Source organism: Isoalcanivorax pacificus W11-5, assembly GCF_000299335.2.
GTDB lineage: Bacteria > Pseudomonadota > Gammaproteobacteria > Pseudomonadales > Alcanivoracaceae > Isoalcanivorax > Isoalcanivorax pacificus.
Window position 1 is genome coordinate 3,602,541 of record NZ_CP004387.1, and the last position, 16,576, is coordinate 3,619,116.

The window sequence follows — 16,576 nt, forward strand, 5'->3', positions numbered from 1 at the left end:
CCGGCACCTGACGGTCCCATCGACTGGCATCACACAGAGGATATCGCATGAATACCCGTAACCTGATGGATCAACTGCTCAAGGCCGGCAACGAGATGTTCAACAACACCGGCGCTGCGTCGCCGCAGACGTCCGGCCAGCCCGACGCGCCACAGGGCGGCCAATCCCCTCTGAATGGCCTGCTGGCGGGTGCCGGTGGCGGGGCCCTGGCCGCCGGTGCGCTCGGCCTGCTGCTGGGCAGCAAGAAAGGCCGCAAGATCGGCGCCAAAGTAGCCACCTACGGCGGCCTGGCCGCATTGGGAGTGGTCGCCTACAAAGCCTATGACAACTGGCAGAAGAACCAGGGCGTGGCCAACGCCACGCCACCGCAGACCGTGGACCGGCTGCCCGCCCCGGAGGCCGAGCAGCACAGCCGCGCCATCCTGCTGGCCATTATCGGTGCCGCCAAGGCAGACGGCCATGTCGACGACCGCGAGCGCGCACTGATCGATCAGGAAATCGCCCGGCTTGGCGCGGACGACGCCCTCCAGCGCTGGTTCGATGACCAGTTGCGCCAGCCGCTGGACCCGGCACGTGTGGCCGCCGCCGCCAGCACCCCGGAAATGGCCGCCGAGATGTACCTGGCCAGCGCCCTGGTGGTGGACGAAGAGAGCTTCATGGAACGCGCCTACCTGCAGGAACTGGTCAAACAGCTCAGGCTCGACCCGGCCCTGGTCAGCGAACTCGACACGCAGGCCAGGGCGGCGGCAGGCTGATCAACCGAGCAAGGCCCAGGCGCGTTGCGCGCGCAACGTGCGGGCCTTGCCGGCAACACCGAACAATGGCGCATCGCGCCGCCAATGTTCCGCGAACGCATCCGCCTCTCCCGCCAGTTGCGCGCCGGCCTGTTGGTACACTCCCGCCGCGTCTGCCAGCAGCCCATCCAGCGTCGCATGGGTGACCGGGGACGACGCCGGCTGCGAGGTCAGCGCCGCCAGCCCGCTCACGGTGGCCAGCAAGCGCGCGCGCAGCGCCTGAGGCCATTGGCGCGCACGCGCTTCGCGCAGCGTGCAGGCCAGCAGCGCCAGGTTCACATACAGGTCTTCAATGGTACGGAAAGGTTTCAGGTAGGCGTCGTAACCATCGCCGGGCAGCCGCGCCGCCGCCGGCAGCACCACGTTGTCCAGCAGGCATCGGGTATGTGGCACTTCCGGAATGAACGGCAGCGGCGTGGACGCCGGCAGGCTCACTCCGGCGGTGGCCACCGGCACCTGCCACACCGCCAGTTGCGGGCGTTCGGGATCACTGTCCGCCTGCCGCGCCACGATCAGCAGGCGGGTGCAGCCGCTGCCGAGCGTGATCCAGCTTTTCTCGCCATTGAGTTGCACCCGTCCGTCCGGCAATGCCGTGCAGGCCGTGGCGATATGCCGTGGCCGGTTGCCGCCGCTTTCGGTGGCGCCGAAGGCAACGATCTCGTCCGGGCCGATCGACGGCAGTAAGGCACGCAGCGCGGCCTGATACCCGGCAGAAAAAGCCCAGCCGAGCCGGTCCGCGTCGTAACCGCCGCGCAGTGCCAGCAAGAGCGGGGAGCCGGTCAGGGCGGTCAACTCATGCCAGGCCGGCCGCCAGGCATCCAGGCCCGGCATCGGCCGGGCGGATGTCGACGCCTGCAACAGGTGTGCAAGCGCCTCGTGCAGGCCACTGGCCCAGGAAACATCACGGTGCATGAAAGCTGCCTCGTATCAGGGCCGGGCCACCAGCCAGGCGCCCGCTCCCACCATCACTCCGCCGGCGGCACGTTGCAGCGGCGTGCGCAGGCGCGGGTTCACGCGCCAGGTGCGCAGCCGCCAGGCCAGCACGACGTACAGCAGTTTAGCGCTGCCCACCGCAAACACACTGACAGCGAGAATCATCAGGGCGTCCAGCGAGGTCACCCGGCCCAGATCGACAAATACCGGCAGCAGGCTCAGATAAAACAGAATCGCCTTCATGTCCCCGAGCGTGATCAGCAGACCGGCGAGAAAACTGGTGCCCAGCGAGCCCCGCGCCACCAATGGCGTGGCGGCCGGCGAGGCCCCGGCGTGCCGCAGCAGGTGAATGCCGAAGCCGATCAGGCACAGGCCCGCCAGCACCCGGATCACCACAAACACACCGCCCAGCAGTTGCGCCAGCGCCGTCAGGCCAAATAACGCCAGCGCAATGAACAGCACATCAGCGAGCACAATACCGGCAGTGACCGCGACACCATGCGCCGGCCCCAGCGTTGCCGTGCGCGCGGTAACGGCCACCACGCTCATGCCTGGCACCAGTGCCAGCATCCACAGAATGCCCGTCAGCGACAGCAGGCCCAACGTTGTCATGATGTGTGCTCCCCTCATCTCCTTTGTCCTGCAATGTAACGGAAAAGCCCGGCCACCGCCTGACCTGCGGCACGGACCGCCCGCCGCCGCGCCATTACAACGCCGCGTCAATAATGAGGCTTCCGCCTGCCGTGCTTTTTGTGCCAGCGCACACAGCAAGCCAGGCGCCCGGCGTCTTTTGTGTCGAGCAAGCTCACACAACCACAACGGCCCCGGAACCGCTCACGGCACCTTCAGTCCATCCCCTACCGGCCCCGCTTTCGATGGCGGGGCTCTTTCCCCTGGCCCGACGGGCCCACTGCAGGCCCGCCCCGACAGCCGCCCCCACAGGAGGCCCCATGGACACCATCACCAACCTGCTGGACGCCAAGGGCACACCGCTCGACAAGCAGCGGTTCACCTGGCGTGACATGAGCAGCCCGCCGATCAGCAAACTCGACGACGATGCCTTCACCCGCGTGCGCATCATTCTCATGAACGGCATTGAAACCGACGCCCTGCGCCTGAAGCACATCGGCGCCCGGCTGTATGGCGAGCTGCGTGCGCCGCTGGCCCAGGTACGGCGCGTCGAGCACCACCAGCAAACCACCATCAACTGGCTGCTTTCGGCCGACCATTCGCCGCTGGAAACCACCATCGCCTATGAGCAGGTGGCCATCGAGGTCACGGCGGCCGTGGCGCAGAACGAGCCGGACCCGTATCAGGCGCAGACCTATCGCTTCGGGTTGCTGGAGGATTTCGATCATCTGTATCGCTACGCGGCGATGCTGGATCGCCTGGAGGGCAAGGATGCCAACAATATCCTGCAAAGCTACACCGACATCATTCCCGGGCGGCCAACGTCAGAGCATCACCGCGCACCGGGTGACGATCTGCGTGAGCACTACCAGCGCGATGACGCGGCGCTGATTACCAAAATCCATGCCGCCATGATCACCGCGGCGGAATACCAGACTCACGATTACTACATGAATATCGGCCCGTTGTTCGCTGATCCGGTAGCGCGCTCGCTGTATGCGGAAATCGCCTCGGTGGAAGAACAGCACGTCACCCAGTACAGCTCATTGATGGACCCCTCGGAAAGCTTTCTCGAAAAATGGCTGATCCACGAAGTCATGGAAGCCTACAACTATCTTTCCTGCATGGAACAGGAAGACAACCCGCGCATCCGCGCCATCTGGGAGCGTTTTCTGGACTACGAGCTTGGCCATATGAACCTGGTCATGGAGCTGTTCAAGCAGCATGAACGCCGCGACCCGGCGGAGATTCTGTCCGGCGCCATGCCCCGCCTGATGCAGCTGAAAAGCCAGCGCGATTTTGTTCGCAAAGTGGTGTCAGAAGAAGTGGATCTGCGGGCACACGGCATCAACTATGTGCCTGCCGACGAAGAAAGCCGCGCCACGCTTGATTACCGCCAGCACCTTCATTCCCAGGGTATTCCGTCAAACATCGTGTCCGCCGGCTACCGCTGGGCACCCGGCACCGAACTCAGCCGGGACGCATCCTGAGCCGGTGACCGCCCCACCCACAAGGAGCAGAGCCATGAGCCATTCTTCCATTGGCATGAATCGCACCGGCATCCAGATGTCACCGCTGCAAAGTCAGCAGCAGACCGATATCGCCGAAGACACAGCGCCGACCTTGCCCGGCGATGCCTCGGACCTGGCGAGCGCCAGGCAACGCCACATCAGCCCCGACGACAGCATCGGTTCGGTGCCACTGCCCGGTTCATTGAAAGGCGCCGTGAAAACCACCGTGCAAAAAGTGACGGGCCATCATCCCGCGATGCTGATCGACAAACTCGGCGAGCGGCTGGCGTTCGAACGCAACGGTGTGCGGCTCTATGACGCGCTGATTGCCAAGGCCACCGCGCTGGCCGTCAGTGCAGAGCGGATCGCACGGCTGCACCATTTCCGGGGCGAAGAAGCCGAGCACATGGAGCGGGTCAAGCGCGCCATGGAGCAGATCGGCGCCGACCCCACCGCGCAGACCCCGGCAGCCGATGTCGCGGGTGTCGCCGCGATCGGCGTGCTGCAGGTGATCACCGATCCCCGCACCAGCTTTTCGCAATCACTGGACGCCCTGCTCACCGCAGAGCTGACAGACAACGCCGCCTGGGAACTGCTGATCGACATGGCCCGTGACGCCGGGCAACAGGAGATGGTGTCCTCGTTCACCCAGGCGCTGGAGCAGGAGCAGGATCACCTGGGCACGGTGCGCATCTGGTTGCGCGAAGAGCTTGATTTGCAGGGTGCCTGAGCAGGCAGCAGGTGATCCGTCTGGCGGGTGGCGCTATCAAGCCACCCGCCAGACGGTGTCAGCGAAGGCCGGTCAGAATGCCCAGTGCAATGCAGCCTGGCCACCATGGTCTGACACACCGCCACCGGCCTGGCCCGCGTAGCCAATACGCAGTGAGGCGCGGTCCGCCAGCGACAGCGTGACGCCGGCTTCCATCACCAGCGTATCGCGCGCCAGCGGTGCGGCGTCGATGTCGAAGGTTTCGCCGCCGGCAAAGCGCAACGCAGTATCCGGCGTGACGTCGCCCAGCGCATGGCGCCAGCCCAGACTGCCGTGCACGCGCATACCGCCCAGCGTGGTGGACGGGCGCACACCCAGCGTCGTGAAGGTGACATCGGTATTGCCCTGCTCACCGCGCAACGCGGTGGCACCGCCACGCTCACTGCCGCTGTTCAACTGCAGGTGCAGTTGCGCCAGCTGTGCAAAACCCTCCACCGACGTGGTGTCATCGCCCAGGCGATACCCCAGCTCACCGAAACCCTGCAACGTGTTGGCGCTGCGCTCGCCGGTGAGGGTTTCGTTCAACCCGCCGACCGCAACGCGGCGCTCGGTATCCAGTTGCTGATGGCTGTAGAACAAACCACCGCGCACGGCCAGCGCACCACGGCGGGACTCGCCGTACAGGCCCAGGTGCAGGCTGTCGATGTCCGCATCACCACGGCGCGACGCCAGGCCCAGATCAGTGCGGCTGTAGCCGGCCAGCAGGCCGGCGCGGCCGCCGTTATCCAGCGCCGTGTCGATGCCAAGCAGGAAACCCTGTGTATCACGGTCCATGTCCGCCGTGCCGCGTTCGCCATCGCTGCGGCCCCAGTTGCCGAACGGACGCACCCAGCCGGTGTAACCATTGCCTTGCGCCAGCGTCGTGTCACCGGCACCGCCGCGCAGACGATCCGTGGCGGCATCGCGCAGCAGGCGGCTTTCTTCCAGCAGCGCGGTCAGGGCGCTGGCGTGCAGTTCGCCGGACAGCTGGTCGTAGCTCTGCTGCACCGTCGCCGGCGTGCCCGCCTGGGTGACGATTTCGTCGTACACCGCATTGCCCGCGCCCAGCGCTTCAATGGCGTGCGCCACCGCCGTCTGGTTATGGCTGTTGGCGAAGCTGGCAAAGGCGATGTCGTTGCGGCGCAGTTCCAGGTCCACCGTGGTGGCGCCGTAGATCAGGTCCGCATCGAGGAACAGGAACGTGGATGCGACATCATCAAAGCTGTCGATCAGGCCGCCATCGGCGGTCAGGATGCGGTACGTGCTGATCGGGCTGTATTCACCCACTTCGCCCACATGCAGCACCGAACCGGCCAGTGTCGCCGTGCCCGTCACGTACACATGATCGCTATTGGTGCCCGCCGGGTTCACTTCCACATCAAACACACCGCCCGGCACGAACGTCAGGTCACCGTCGATGGTCAGTTCGCCGATGGAGTTGCCCGCCGCCAGCGTCCCGCCATTGCCGATGGTGGTGTCGCCCACCGTGCCCGTGCCTTGCAGGCGACCGCCCGCCTGCACGTCCACGTCACCGCCAAGCACCGTATTCACCGCAAACACACCGCCCGACACCGTGTGCGTGCCATTGAAGGCCGCCGCATTGCCGGTCAGCGTCAGGGTACCGCTACCGGTCTTGCTGAGCGTGCCGGTGCCCGCCGAGAAGGTGCCGGAGAACAGCGCGTTGCCGGCGCCGCCGATGGTCAGCAGATAATCGCCGAGATCCACATCGCCGCTGAAACTGGCGCTGCCCTGCTCCAGCTGCAGGAGCGAGTCGGTCAGCTGCACCGTGTCGTGTGCCAGGGCGATATCGCCACGGGTGGCGAGGGTGCCACCGTCCAGTTCCAGCGTGCCGGTACCCAGCACCTGGTTCGCCGCCAGCGTCAGCGTGCCGCCGGCCAGATTCACATTGCCGGCAAACTGGGCGTTGGCGCCGGTCAGCACGGTGCCACCCGCCAGATGTTTCACCTTGCCGGAGGTGCCACCGCCCACCACGCTGTCGCTCAGGAACGCAGCAAATTCATAGTCGGTGTCGGTGTGGTTGAACACCAGCGTGCCGTCGCCCAGGCCGAAATGGAAACGCTCCACCCCCAGCGTGCCCGCTGCGACCGCCGCATCGCCTTCGGCAGCGCCGATATTGACCACACCCTGGCCCGTGGCCTGGTTGCCGACCACCACCGCAGTGGGATCGTCCGGATACAGGTCACGGCGCACCAGCACCAGCGCGGCGCCGTCGGCCAGCGTCATCTCGCCCTGGCCTTCATGGCCGACCATCACATAGCGTTGCCCCGACCATTGCGTGCCGGCCCCGGTGAGCGTCACCGTGCCCTGGCTCCCGTCATACCAGCCCAGGATGCCTTCCAGCGCCGACAGCCCGGCACCGGAGGCCAGCGATACTTCGCCCACACCGCGCTGGCCAATCTGGGCCATGCCGGCGAACGACAACTGGGCGCCGTTACTCGCCAGTAACTGGCCCGTGCCGATCGCGGTGTCGTCATACTGGCCCAGCGACAGATGCAGGCCACCATTGATGGAGGCCCCGTCGGTGACCGTCACCGTCCCCTGGCCACGACCACCGATCGCGAGCGTATTGGCCAGTTCCCAGTGCGTGTCGTCGCCGGTCACCAGCACAGTGGCCACGCCGTCGTTGGAGAAGCCTATCGAGGTGGCATTGGTGTTGATCTGGGCACCGGCTTCAAAGGTCACCGTGGCGGTACCGTTTTCCGCCAGCACCATGCCGCCGGTGGCGATCAGCGAGCTGCCCGCGCCCGACACCAGCAGATAGCCTTCCGAGCCCGTCGTCGCCCCGACGCTGGCGTTCTGCGTTGTCACCGTAGCACCGTCGAGAATGTTCAGGTCACCGCGCGTATAAAGCCCGACATTGAGAAAAGCCCCGGGATTCCAGTCGCCGCCGAAATCATCCGGCACCGTAACGACCTCACCGGCATCAATGACATTTTCATGCGGTGACGCCTGGACAACAGACGCAACCGGCGCGCCAGACAGTAGCAAAGCGGCCGCCACGCGTTGCCATCGCAGCGCGGCAGGTACAGGTTTCATTTTCATTTTTTCCCCCAAGAAGAACTATCGTTTCCGTACGATCTGACCGGCGTGCCACACCCGCCGCGACACACCGGGGCGGGATCAGTGAACGCGCATCAGGACGCGCCCGGCCCATGCTAAGGTGTGATGCAGTGCTCAGAAAGGCCCACCATGGACCATGGCTCCATATTTGTTATCCCGGCGTCCACAGCAGACACCACCTGTACAGACGGCGCCCTCCCCGGCAGGATAATGCCCTTCATTTCACGGACCGATGCCCATGCCCGCAGCTGAAATCCTCGCCACCCTTGCCGCCGGCGGCTTCTTTCTCACCGGCCTGCTGACCGGTGTGTGGAAGTACCTGCAGATCCATCAGAGCGAACGTGGCGAAGCCCATCCCTATGTGAACATCGCCCACCGCACGGCGTTGCTGTACAGCTTTGCCTGCCTGCTGCTGGTGCATTTCACGCAGCTCAGCCAACTGGACGGCACGCTGGAATTGCTGGCAGTCGCGGCCCAGGTGCTGTTCTTCGCGCTGGCGGTATTGTCCTATGTGCTGCATGGCTGGCTGGGCGATACCGACAATCAGTTGCGGCGGCCGTTTGTACTGAGCCGCTGGCGGGTACCGGGTGTGATGATGGGCGGCTTCATGACGCTGCTGATCATCGGCGAAATCGGCGGTTTTCTGGTGTTGTTTGCCGGCGTGATCCTGGCGCTGTAACCGTCAGCGACAGTAGCGCACGCCACGCGTGCCGAAGTGGAAATGGTTGGCGTGCGGTGCGTTGTAGTCCGGGCCCAATACCGTACCGAAATAATCACAGGCGGCAGCGTGCGCCGCGCGCAGGAATTCACCGTGCTGCGGCCGCTCGTGATTGTCCCAGTCATCCAGCACGACAAGGCGCGTACCGTCCGCCAGCCGAAACCCTGCGACATCCAGCGCCGTGGCGATGGCGTGTTCGCTGCGACGCGCATTGGCGCGGTGATAGATATTGCGGCAGGAAAAACTGCCGAAGTGATTCACCGCCGCTACCGGCTCACCAAAGGTTTCGCGCGCCAACGGCTGCAACGCCTGCTGTTCATACATCAGCCACGCCACCGCCATGGGACAATGCGCCGTAAAGGGTGCATTGAACGCCACGCTGGTACTGCGCACCCGCACCACATTGGTTAGCGGGCAGGACGGCGCCGGAGTGTAATCCGCCAGGGGCAGGTAATCGGCGCTGCCCGTCGGCGCAGTGGCCAGCACATCCAGACACGCCTGCATGGGGGCGTCGCGCAGACGCATCAGTTTCCAGCGTGTCACCGGCGTCATCTCGTGCGAGATCGACAACGGCGCCCAGGGCTGCCAGGCCGGCGGCAGTAGCCGCCACGGCCGCCACACCAGCGTCAGCGCCAGCACCGCAAGCAACAGCAGCGGTATCAGCACTCGTTGATGAAAGGGATGTTCAGACACAGGGTCTCCGGCAATCGCACGCTCATCTATGGAGACTGCCCCAGCACTCCGGTGTTCCTGCTTTTTGCACCCGGATGCCACACCGACGCTGATACACTACTGCGAAAGCGCCCCATGACAGACATCGTCGCGGCCACCATTGGCTTTACCGCGGAGAAAGTACCCATGCAGCACGTCACACTCTGGGACCTGCCGTTACGGCTGTTTCACTGGGGCCTGGTGATCGCAGTCGCCGGTGCACTCATCACCCTGCAACTCGGCGGCAACCTGATGATCTGGCATGAACGCTTCGGCCTGGCCGTGATCGGCCTGCTGACGTTCCGTCTGGTGTGGGGGGTGATCGGCCCGTATCACGCACGCTTTATCACGTTTTTTCCTACCCCCGTGCGACTGCGCGCGTACCTGCGCGGCGAATGGCAGGGCACCGGCCATAATCCACTGGGTGCGCTGTCGGTGTTTGCATTGCTGGGTGTGTTCGGCTGGCAGGCCATCAGTGGCCTGTTCAGTTATGACGACATCGGTTTTGGCGGGCCGCTGCGCTCGCTGGTATCGGGCGCCACAGTGGAACGGCTCAGTGGGCTACATCGGGACGGTGAGTGGTGGCTGTACGGCCTGATCGCCCTGCATGTGCTGGCGATCCTGGTCTATGCGCTGCGCGGCAGGCACCTGACCGGCGCGATGATTCACGGCCGCACTCCTGTCGACACGATACCGGCGGCGCTTCATTCAACACACCGGGCAACCGTGCGCTGGCCCGCGCTGGTGATTGCGCTCGTCATCGCGGCCGCCGCCGTATGGCTGGCCAGTGGCGTCTGGATCGACACACCACCACCGGCCCCGGCGGCGCCTGCCTGGTAAGGCAGCGCCGCCAACACGCACTCAGCGCGCGCGATATTTATCGTGGCAAGCCTTGCAGGTTTGCCCCAGTTCGCCAAACGCGGCACGGATCTTCGCCTGGTCGCCGGTCTGCGCCTGCTCCAGCAGGTTGTCGGCAGCGCGGTTCATGTTATTGCCCAGCGTCGCCACATCAGGAAAATTCTGGAACAGTTCCGGCCGCGCACGCGTACGCTGATCCCCGACATCCTCGTCGGTTCCTGGCCCGAACAACGCGCCCATGCCGGAGTTGGCGATACCGGCGATGGCCCGCGCTGCCGCTTCCACCTGCGCCGGATCATAGGCCACGCTGCCGTCCACGACCTGTGCCTTGATCTTGCCCATGTTCCAGGACATGAAACTGTAGCCGGCCTTGCGGAATTTGATCTGGTCTTCGGCGGACGGTGATTGCGCCTGCGCCACCAGCGCAACGGCCATGCCGGCACCCAGCGTCAGGGCACACAGTGTGCGAGTGAAAGTGAGGTTCATGCGTCGTACTCCTGATCATCGACCATGCGGCCAGCGTCGGCGCACCGGGATCACCAGCGCGCCAGAAAATTCGGAAGGGGTGCGCGTGCGACACCCGTCCACACGCCCGATGATCTTACGAATACACTTACGTTTTGTGAAGGAATTGCCGTGCTTACACTTGTAAGCACGGCAGCGGCACTGGACCTGTCACTGTATTGGCATCACCGACAGGCCGGCATCGCGGATGTCCAGTTGCTGCAGCCGGGCCAGCAGCAGACGGATGTTCTCACGCGCGGCGCCCTCGATAGCCAGACGCAGGCGGGTGGCGCCCATGAAGGCCTCGCTGGTACGCGCGGTATGGCTGGCCGTGACGGTCTCCGCCAGCAGTTTTTCGCCGGTCCGGGTGTCCTCCAGTTGATAGAAAACATGCGTGGTGCTGGTCATATTCAGTCCGGCGATGGGGCGGTCCACCGCCACCAGTTGCGCATGCAGGCGATAGCGACCGCTCTCCCCCAACAGCCCCTGCTCCGCGAGCGAGGCGATCAAGGCGCCATTGAATGCATCGTTACTGATCTCTGTCATCCACAACGGGTTGGTGGCCTTGCCACCGGCCACCTCACCGACTTCCACCGCGTCCACCAACGCCACTGGATATTCCGCCGCCGGCGCCCGGTGTACCATGCCGTCCAGTTTCGCGCCGGACACACAGCCCGACAGCAACACCGCGACCACTGCCATCCCGATCAGTCTGTTCATGCTTCCAGATTCCCCCTGCTGTTTATTGTGTTGGCGGATGCCGTCGCCGCGTCGACAACCAGGTGAGAAAAATCCCCTGCGAACTGTGTCCGGCGTCTGCACCCGCAGCGCGATATAGTGGCGGGCTTGCCGACAGGAGTCATCCCCATGGTGGATTTGCTGACCCTTCTTCCCGCCCTGATCAGCGCCACGCTGATTACCTTCGCCTCATCGATACTGTGCCTGCGCTTTTATCCCACCGCGCCAAGGGCCAGTCTCTGGGTGGTGGTGTTCACGGTGCTGCTGATCTTGCAGTGCTATGGCACCTGGTTCGGCCTGCCACTGCTGATCAACCGTTACGGCGATGACAACCTCCAGCGCTCGCTGATGCTGATGAATGCCCTCGGCCAGTTCGGCGAACTGCTGCTGATCGGCTGCCTGCTGACTGCGGCCTTCATCGACCGCACGGCCAGGCAACAGGACGTCACACCGTGCGGGCGCGGGCCCATGATGCTGATACAGGGACTGCTTTCGCTGCTTCTGCTGCCGCCCCTCGGCATCGTGGTCAGCGTATTTGCCGCCTGGTCGCTGACCGGCAAGCACACCCTGGACCGCCAGGACCACGCTCTGACACGGGCAGGCCTGATACTCGGCGTGCTGGCATTGCTGTTGCTATTGGGGACGGCGGCGTTCCTGTTCTGGTACGTCATCGCCCTGGCCGGCATGGGCAACATGCGCTGACGCCTGATTCTGTTTCCTGACCGCGCGTTCCTGTTCTGTTTTGGTAACCACGCAGGGTTTCATCATATTTATGCAACAGCCCGGCGCGAGCCTGCCGCCATGCTCATCACCGGACTGTTGCCATGACCACACGACCTTCCCTGACACGACGCACACTGATCCAGGCCATGTTCTACGGCGCCGGGGCCTCGGCATTGATCGCCTGCGGTGGCGGCAGCAGCCGGGGCGGCACCGTTACACCGGCACCGCCGGTGGACCCGGAAGTGCCCGAGCCGCCCGTTGTCCCCGCCACGCAATTACCGCTGAGTGCCGGGCCCCTGGCCGCCATCGGCCCGCTGGTGCAAAGCGAGGTCGACGGCATCTTCATCCCTGAAGGGTTCGGCATTCGTCGCGTGGCGCGTCATCTGCACAACCCGCGTACCGGCCTGCCCGACCCGCTCGGCCTGCTCGGCTACCACTGGCATATCTTTCCGGACGGTGGCGCGGTGTTTCCGGTTGAGGACGACGGCGGCTGGGTGTATGTCTCCAACAGCGAAACGCCGCTGGGCGGTGGCGTCGGCGCACTGCGTTTCGATGCCGACGGCAACATTGTCGATGCCTACCGCATCCTCAATAACACACGCACCAATTGCGCCGGTGGCGCCACACCGTGGGGCACCTGGCTCAGTTGCGAGGAAGTCACCGATGGCCGCGTGTACGAATGCCATCCGCTTGGCACACCCTCCCAGGCAGTGGCGCATCCGGCGCTGGGCATTTTCCGCCACGAAGCCGCCGCAGTGGACTGGCGCACGCGCACGGTGTTCATGACCGAGGACCGTGGCGACGGACGCTTTTACCGGTTCCGCTCGTTTGGCGAGGTCACGTCCATGACCGGCCAGCCCGCGCTGGATCTCGCCAACGGCGTACTGGAAGTGCTGGAAGTCGAAGGATTTGAAAACGGCGGCTATCAGGACGACCTGGCGCAGGCGCGCCTGCTGAAGAAAGTGCGCTGGGTGCCGGTCATCAACCCGGACCAGCCGCAGGAAACGGTGCGCACCACGCTGGAAGCCAGTACCGGCAGCGCACCGGGCACGGTATTTCGCGGCGGCGAAGGGCTGTGGCTGCAATACCTGCCGGAGGACGCCCAGCCGGTGGTGGCCGGCTCGCCGAACCCGTTGCGCGCCGTGGCGTTTTTCGCCTGCAAGGGCGACAACCGTGTCTACGCGCTGGATATCGACAACGACCAGATCGAAGTGGTGTTCGACAACGAACAACTGATCGCCCCGGACGCGCCGTTCGACGATGTCGATAACGTCGTGGTCAGCCCGGCGGGCGATGTGGTGGTGGCGGAAGACGGCGAACAGATGCGCCTGATGGTGATGGTGCCGAACCAGCCGGCGAAGGTACTGGTGCAGGTGCCCGGCGGTGGCAGTGAACTGACCGGGCCGGCGTTTACGCCGGACGGATCACGGCTGTATTTCAGTTCGCAGCGCGGCCCGTCCGGTGATCTGGTGGCCACCGGGGTGACCTACGAACTGACGGTGCCCGCAGCGTTTCGTTGAGCCGGACGTCAGCCTGCCTCCGCCAGCAAACCCGCCAGCATCAGTTGCAGGCTGTCCGTCAGGCTGTCGGCAAAATCCCGGCGCATCAGGCTCAGCTCGGGCCGCTGCAACACTTTTTCCACCAGCGGCGCCGGATGGCAGACCGGCCAGAGCCCGCCCACCTGGGCCAGGAAATAGGCCATGAAATCCTGCAGCCGGACCGTGCCCACCGCCGGCAGCGCCGCCTGCAACGCCGACAGCACCGCCAGCCCGCGTTGCAGGCTCTCCTGTTTGAACGCCAGCACCGCCTGCTCGGACAGGTTACGTTCCAGCACGTTGCCGAGCAGGCTCACCAGCTGGCACAGGCGCGGGCGCGCCACGGTCGCCGTGGCCAGCACCGCCGCCACGGTCGCCGGCTGATTGCTGCCGGCCAGCGGCGCCAGGGCCGCCTTCACGTCCTCCACCCAGCCATCGAGATCCTGCATCAGCAGCGCCAGGTAGATCGCCTCGCGGCTCTCGAAGTAGCGATAGACATTGGACTTGGCCAGCCGCGCTTCCCGGGCAATCGCATTCAGGCTGAGCTGATCCGGTGCCTGCTGCGCCAGCAGGCGCGCGGTGGCCGCCAGGATGCTGTCCCGTCGCTGGGCGATTTCCTCAGGCTTGCGGGCCCGGATAAAACAGCCTTCACCTTTCATCAGCACGCTCTTGGTTGGAAGGTGGACAATTAAATCAAACAGTTAGCCGGCACGCCAACTGCGCATGCCGCGCCGCATTGACAGGAGACCATCGGTCTTTTAATTTGGCGACCACTGGTCTTTAATCCTGAACACCCCGATGAGGATACGTCAATGAGCTGGACGCCGCGCGACATACCCGACCAATCCGGAAAAACCATCGTCATCACCGGCGCCAACAGTGGCATCGGTTTCGAGGCCACGAAACTGCTGGCCGACAAGGGCGCCCACGTGATCATGGCCTGCCGCAGCACGGCGCGAGGCGAGGCGGCCCGTGCGCAGATCATGCAGGCCCTGCCCGGCGCGAAACTGACGCTGAAACCCCTCGACCTGTCCGACCTGAAATCCGTGCGGGACTTTGCCCACACTCTGCATGACGAGTTCGATTCGCTGGATGTGCTGCTCAACAACGCCGGCGTGATGGCGCCGCCGCTGACCCGCACCAGCGAGGGCTTCGAATTGCAGATCGGCACCAATCACCTGGGTCATTTCGCCCTGACCGGCTTGCTGCTGGACCTGCTCAGCGCCGCACCCGCCGGCCGGGTGGTGACCGTCAGCAGCCTGGCACACCGCATGGGCAACATCCGTTTCGACGACCTGCAATGGCAGAAAAAATACTCGCGCTGGCTGGCCTACGGGCAGAGCAAACTGGCCAACCTGATGTTCGCCCGAGACCTGCAGCGGCGCCTGCAACGCGACGGCGCCGGCGTGATCTCGGTGGCGGTACACCCCGGCTACTCCGCCACCCATCTGCAGGACACCATGCCCGGCGGCAAGGTGTTCAACGCGCTGTTTGCCCAGCACCAGTCACAGGGCGCGCTGCCGAGCGTCTTCGCTGCCACGGCAGCGCAGGCCAGCCCCGGCGGCTACTACGGCCCGGGCGGCTGGATGGAATTGCGCGGCCTGCCCGCCCCGGCACGGCCGCGCAAACTGGCCGACAACCACGATGTGGCGCAAAGGCTGTGGCAGGTGTCCGAGCAACTGACCGGCGTGCGTTATCTGTCCACGCCGGCAGCGGCCTGATCACCGGTTTCGATTTTCTGCCTGGATGCTGCCCGGAGAGTTTCCTGGCCCCACGCCTCGAATGACGCGTGGGGTCACTTCAGGAAGGGCAGCTCTTTTTCCGACAGCCGGCTGACCAGGCCCGGCGCAATGCGCTTGGCGAAGTACATGCCCCAGGCTTCCGGCGACACCGGTTGTACCGCGACATTGCGCTGCACGGCGCGCAGGATCACTTTCGCCACCTGCGCCGGGGTGTAATTGCGCTTTTGATAGAACTGCACCACTTTGTCGTGCCGCGCTCCCTCGCCCATTTTCCCTTCCATGATCGAATTCGCGACGATCGCGGTATTGATAATGCCGGGGCAGATGGCGGTAACGCCGATGCCATGGGTGGCCATGTCACCGCGCAGCGATTCCGTGAAGCCCTGCACCGCAAACTTGCTCGCCGCATAGATCGGCATGTCCGGCGCAGCGATAAAGGCCGCCGCCGAGGCCGTGTTGATCACATGGCCGCCCTGCCCGCGCGCCACCATGTTCGGCAGGAACGCGTGGCAGCCGTGCACCACGCCCATCAGGTTGATGTCCATGACCCGGCGCCAGGTGTCCAGCGAGGTGTCCAGAAAACGACCGGCACTGCCGATACCGGCATTGTTCATCAGGATATCCAGCGCCGGGATCTCGGCATGCACGGCGTCGGCCATGGCCTGCACGCTGTTGTTGTCCGCCACGTCACAGTGCAGCGGCCGGGCGGTGGCGCCCAGTGCACGAATCTGCGTGGCAGTGTCTTCCGCCTGGGCCAGGTTGATGTCCGCTACCCACAGCCGGGCGCCGGCGCGTGCAAAGGCGAGCGCGGTTTCCCGGCCAATACCACTGCCGGCGCCAGTGACCAGCACTTCCTTATCACGAAATGTTTTCACGGGAGACGTCCTGTTCTGAGGGGATGGCGGATTCTAACCAGCGCCGCCTTCATCAGAGAAAGCCCCGGCGCCGTCAGGGCCGGGCGCCCGAGTGATGTGCTGCGGCGCTGCGTTCCAGCCGCAACTGTTCCTGTTGCAACAGGCGGCTGACATCGCGCAGGTCACGGATGCGCTGCTCCACGGCGGCACGCTTCTGCGCCATCAGCGCGGCGCCCTGGGCACAGTCAATGCTGCCGGCCTGCAGGGCGTTCATCACTTCACGGATTTCTTTCAGTGAAAAACCCAGCGCCTTGAGCTGCCGCATCATGATGACGCGCTGCACCATCTGTTCGGGGTAATCGCGATAGTTGTTGCCCGCGCGCACCACCTCGCTCAGCAAGCCTTCCTTCTCGTAGTAACGCAAGGTATGCCGGCTGACGCCGGTGCGCTGTGCCAGCTCCGCAATCCGCATGCCGCCTCTCCTGCCGCTTCGCCG

General features: G+C 64.9%; 17 protein-coding genes. 8 read left to right on the plus strand and 9 right to left on the minus strand.

From position 1 onward, the window contains the following. Nucleotides 1–47: 47 nt before the first annotated feature. Nucleotides 48–755, plus strand: a complete 708-nt coding sequence (locus S7S_RS16165; protein ID WP_008733302.1) for a tellurite resistance TerB family protein — start codon at nucleotides 48–50, stop codon at nucleotides 753–755. On the opposite strand, the gene S7S_RS16170 is transcribed toward S7S_RS16165, so the two are convergent. Then, complete coding sequence (locus tag S7S_RS16170) at nucleotides 756–1,706, minus strand: acyl-CoA dehydrogenase family protein (RefSeq protein WP_008733301.1); 951 nt, start codon at nucleotides 1,704–1,706, stop codon at nucleotides 756–758. Nucleotides 1,707–1,721: 15 nt separating this feature from the next. Continuing rightward, nucleotides 1,722–2,339: a LysE family translocator gene (locus S7S_RS16175; RefSeq protein WP_008733300.1), complete on the minus strand. Its 618-nt coding sequence runs from the start codon at nucleotides 2,337–2,339 to the stop codon at nucleotides 1,722–1,724. 338 nt (nucleotides 2,340–2,677) lie between these two features. Between S7S_RS16175 and S7S_RS16180 the strand changes: the two genes are divergently transcribed. Then, entirely contained in the window at nucleotides 2,678–3,847 is a 1,170-nt protein-coding gene (locus S7S_RS16180) for a hypothetical protein (protein ID WP_008733299.1), read from the plus strand. A 34-nt stretch (nucleotides 3,848–3,881) separates the two neighbouring features. Then, a complete protein-coding gene (locus tag S7S_RS16185; RefSeq protein WP_008733296.1) occupies nucleotides 3,882–4,598 on the plus strand; it encodes a ferritin-like domain-containing protein in 717 nt (238 codons plus the stop codon). Nucleotides 4,599–4,670: 72 nt separating this feature from the next. Here the strand turns inward: S7S_RS16185 and S7S_RS18945 are convergent, their stop codons facing one another. Next, nucleotides 4,671–7,673, minus strand: a complete 3,003-nt coding sequence (locus tag S7S_RS18945) for an autotransporter domain-containing protein (RefSeq protein WP_008733294.1) — start codon at nucleotides 7,671–7,673, stop codon at nucleotides 4,671–4,673. A 262-nt stretch (nucleotides 7,674–7,935) separates the two neighbouring features. On the opposite strand from S7S_RS18945, the gene S7S_RS16195 reads away from it, so the two are divergent. Then, on the plus strand, nucleotides 7,936–8,376 hold the full coding sequence (locus tag S7S_RS16195; protein ID WP_008733292.1) for a hypothetical protein: 441 nt from the start codon (nucleotides 7,936–7,938) through the stop codon (nucleotides 8,374–8,376). Between the two features lie 3 nt (nucleotides 8,377–8,379). On the opposite strand, the gene S7S_RS16200 is transcribed toward S7S_RS16195, so the two are convergent. Beyond that, entirely contained in the window at nucleotides 8,380–9,108 is a 729-nt protein-coding gene (locus S7S_RS16200; protein WP_008733290.1) for an extensin-like domain-containing protein, read from the minus strand. Between the two features lie 114 nt (nucleotides 9,109–9,222). Here S7S_RS16200 and S7S_RS16205 point away from each other — a divergent pair, with 114 nt between their 5' ends. Continuing rightward, nucleotides 9,223–9,966 carry a cytochrome b/b6 domain-containing protein gene (locus tag S7S_RS16205; RefSeq protein WP_202966509.1) on the plus strand — a complete coding sequence of 248 codons (744 nt, stop codon included), beginning with the start codon at nucleotides 9,223–9,225 and terminating at the stop codon, nucleotides 9,964–9,966. Between the two features lie 21 nt (nucleotides 9,967–9,987). On the opposite strand, the gene S7S_RS16210 is transcribed toward S7S_RS16205, so the two are convergent. Together S7S_RS16210 and S7S_RS16215 are read right to left on the minus strand one after the other, a co-directional pair. Then, nucleotides 9,988–10,470 (minus strand): c-type cytochrome, encoded by a 483-nt coding sequence (locus S7S_RS16210; protein WP_008733285.1) that lies wholly within the window; start codon nucleotides 10,468–10,470, stop codon nucleotides 9,988–9,990. Nucleotides 10,471–10,659: 189 nt separating this feature from the next. After that, nucleotides 10,660–11,208, minus strand: a complete 549-nt coding sequence (locus S7S_RS16215) for a hypothetical protein (protein ID WP_008733283.1) — start codon at nucleotides 11,206–11,208, stop codon at nucleotides 10,660–10,662. Between the two features lie 147 nt (nucleotides 11,209–11,355). Between S7S_RS16215 and S7S_RS16220 the strand changes: the two genes are divergently transcribed. After that, a complete protein-coding gene (locus tag S7S_RS16220) occupies nucleotides 11,356–11,928 on the plus strand; it encodes a hypothetical protein (RefSeq protein WP_008733280.1) in 573 nt (190 codons plus the stop codon). A 122-nt stretch (nucleotides 11,929–12,050) separates the two neighbouring features. After that, nucleotides 12,051–13,469 (plus strand): alkaline phosphatase PhoX, encoded by a 1,419-nt coding sequence (locus S7S_RS16225; protein ID WP_008733279.1) that lies wholly within the window; start codon nucleotides 12,051–12,053, stop codon nucleotides 13,467–13,469. An 8-nt stretch (nucleotides 13,470–13,477) separates the two neighbouring features. Here S7S_RS16225 and S7S_RS18950 read toward each other — a convergent pair whose 3' ends face one another. Further along, complete coding sequence (locus S7S_RS18950; protein ID WP_008733278.1) at nucleotides 13,478–14,143, minus strand: TetR/AcrR family transcriptional regulator; 666 nt, start codon at nucleotides 14,141–14,143, stop codon at nucleotides 13,478–13,480. 153 nt (nucleotides 14,144–14,296) lie between these two features. Here S7S_RS18950 and S7S_RS16235 point away from each other — a divergent pair, with 153 nt between their 5' ends. Further along, on the plus strand, nucleotides 14,297–15,205 hold the full coding sequence (locus S7S_RS16235) for an oxidoreductase (protein WP_008733277.1): 909 nt from the start codon (nucleotides 14,297–14,299) through the stop codon (nucleotides 15,203–15,205). 74 nt (nucleotides 15,206–15,279) lie between these two features. On the opposite strand, the gene S7S_RS16240 is transcribed toward S7S_RS16235, so the two are convergent. Both S7S_RS16240 and S7S_RS16245 read right to left on the minus strand, forming a co-directional pair. After that, complete coding sequence (locus tag S7S_RS16240) at nucleotides 15,280–16,101, minus strand: SDR family NAD(P)-dependent oxidoreductase (protein ID WP_008733276.1); 822 nt, start codon at nucleotides 16,099–16,101, stop codon at nucleotides 15,280–15,282. Nucleotides 16,102–16,174: 73 nt separating this feature from the next. Next, the gene (locus S7S_RS16245; RefSeq protein ID WP_008733274.1) at nucleotides 16,175–16,552 is read right to left on the minus strand and encodes a MerR family transcriptional regulator; all 378 of its coding nucleotides are present in this window, start codon (nucleotides 16,550–16,552) and stop codon (nucleotides 16,175–16,177) included. Nucleotides 16,553–16,576: the final 24 nt, after the last annotated feature.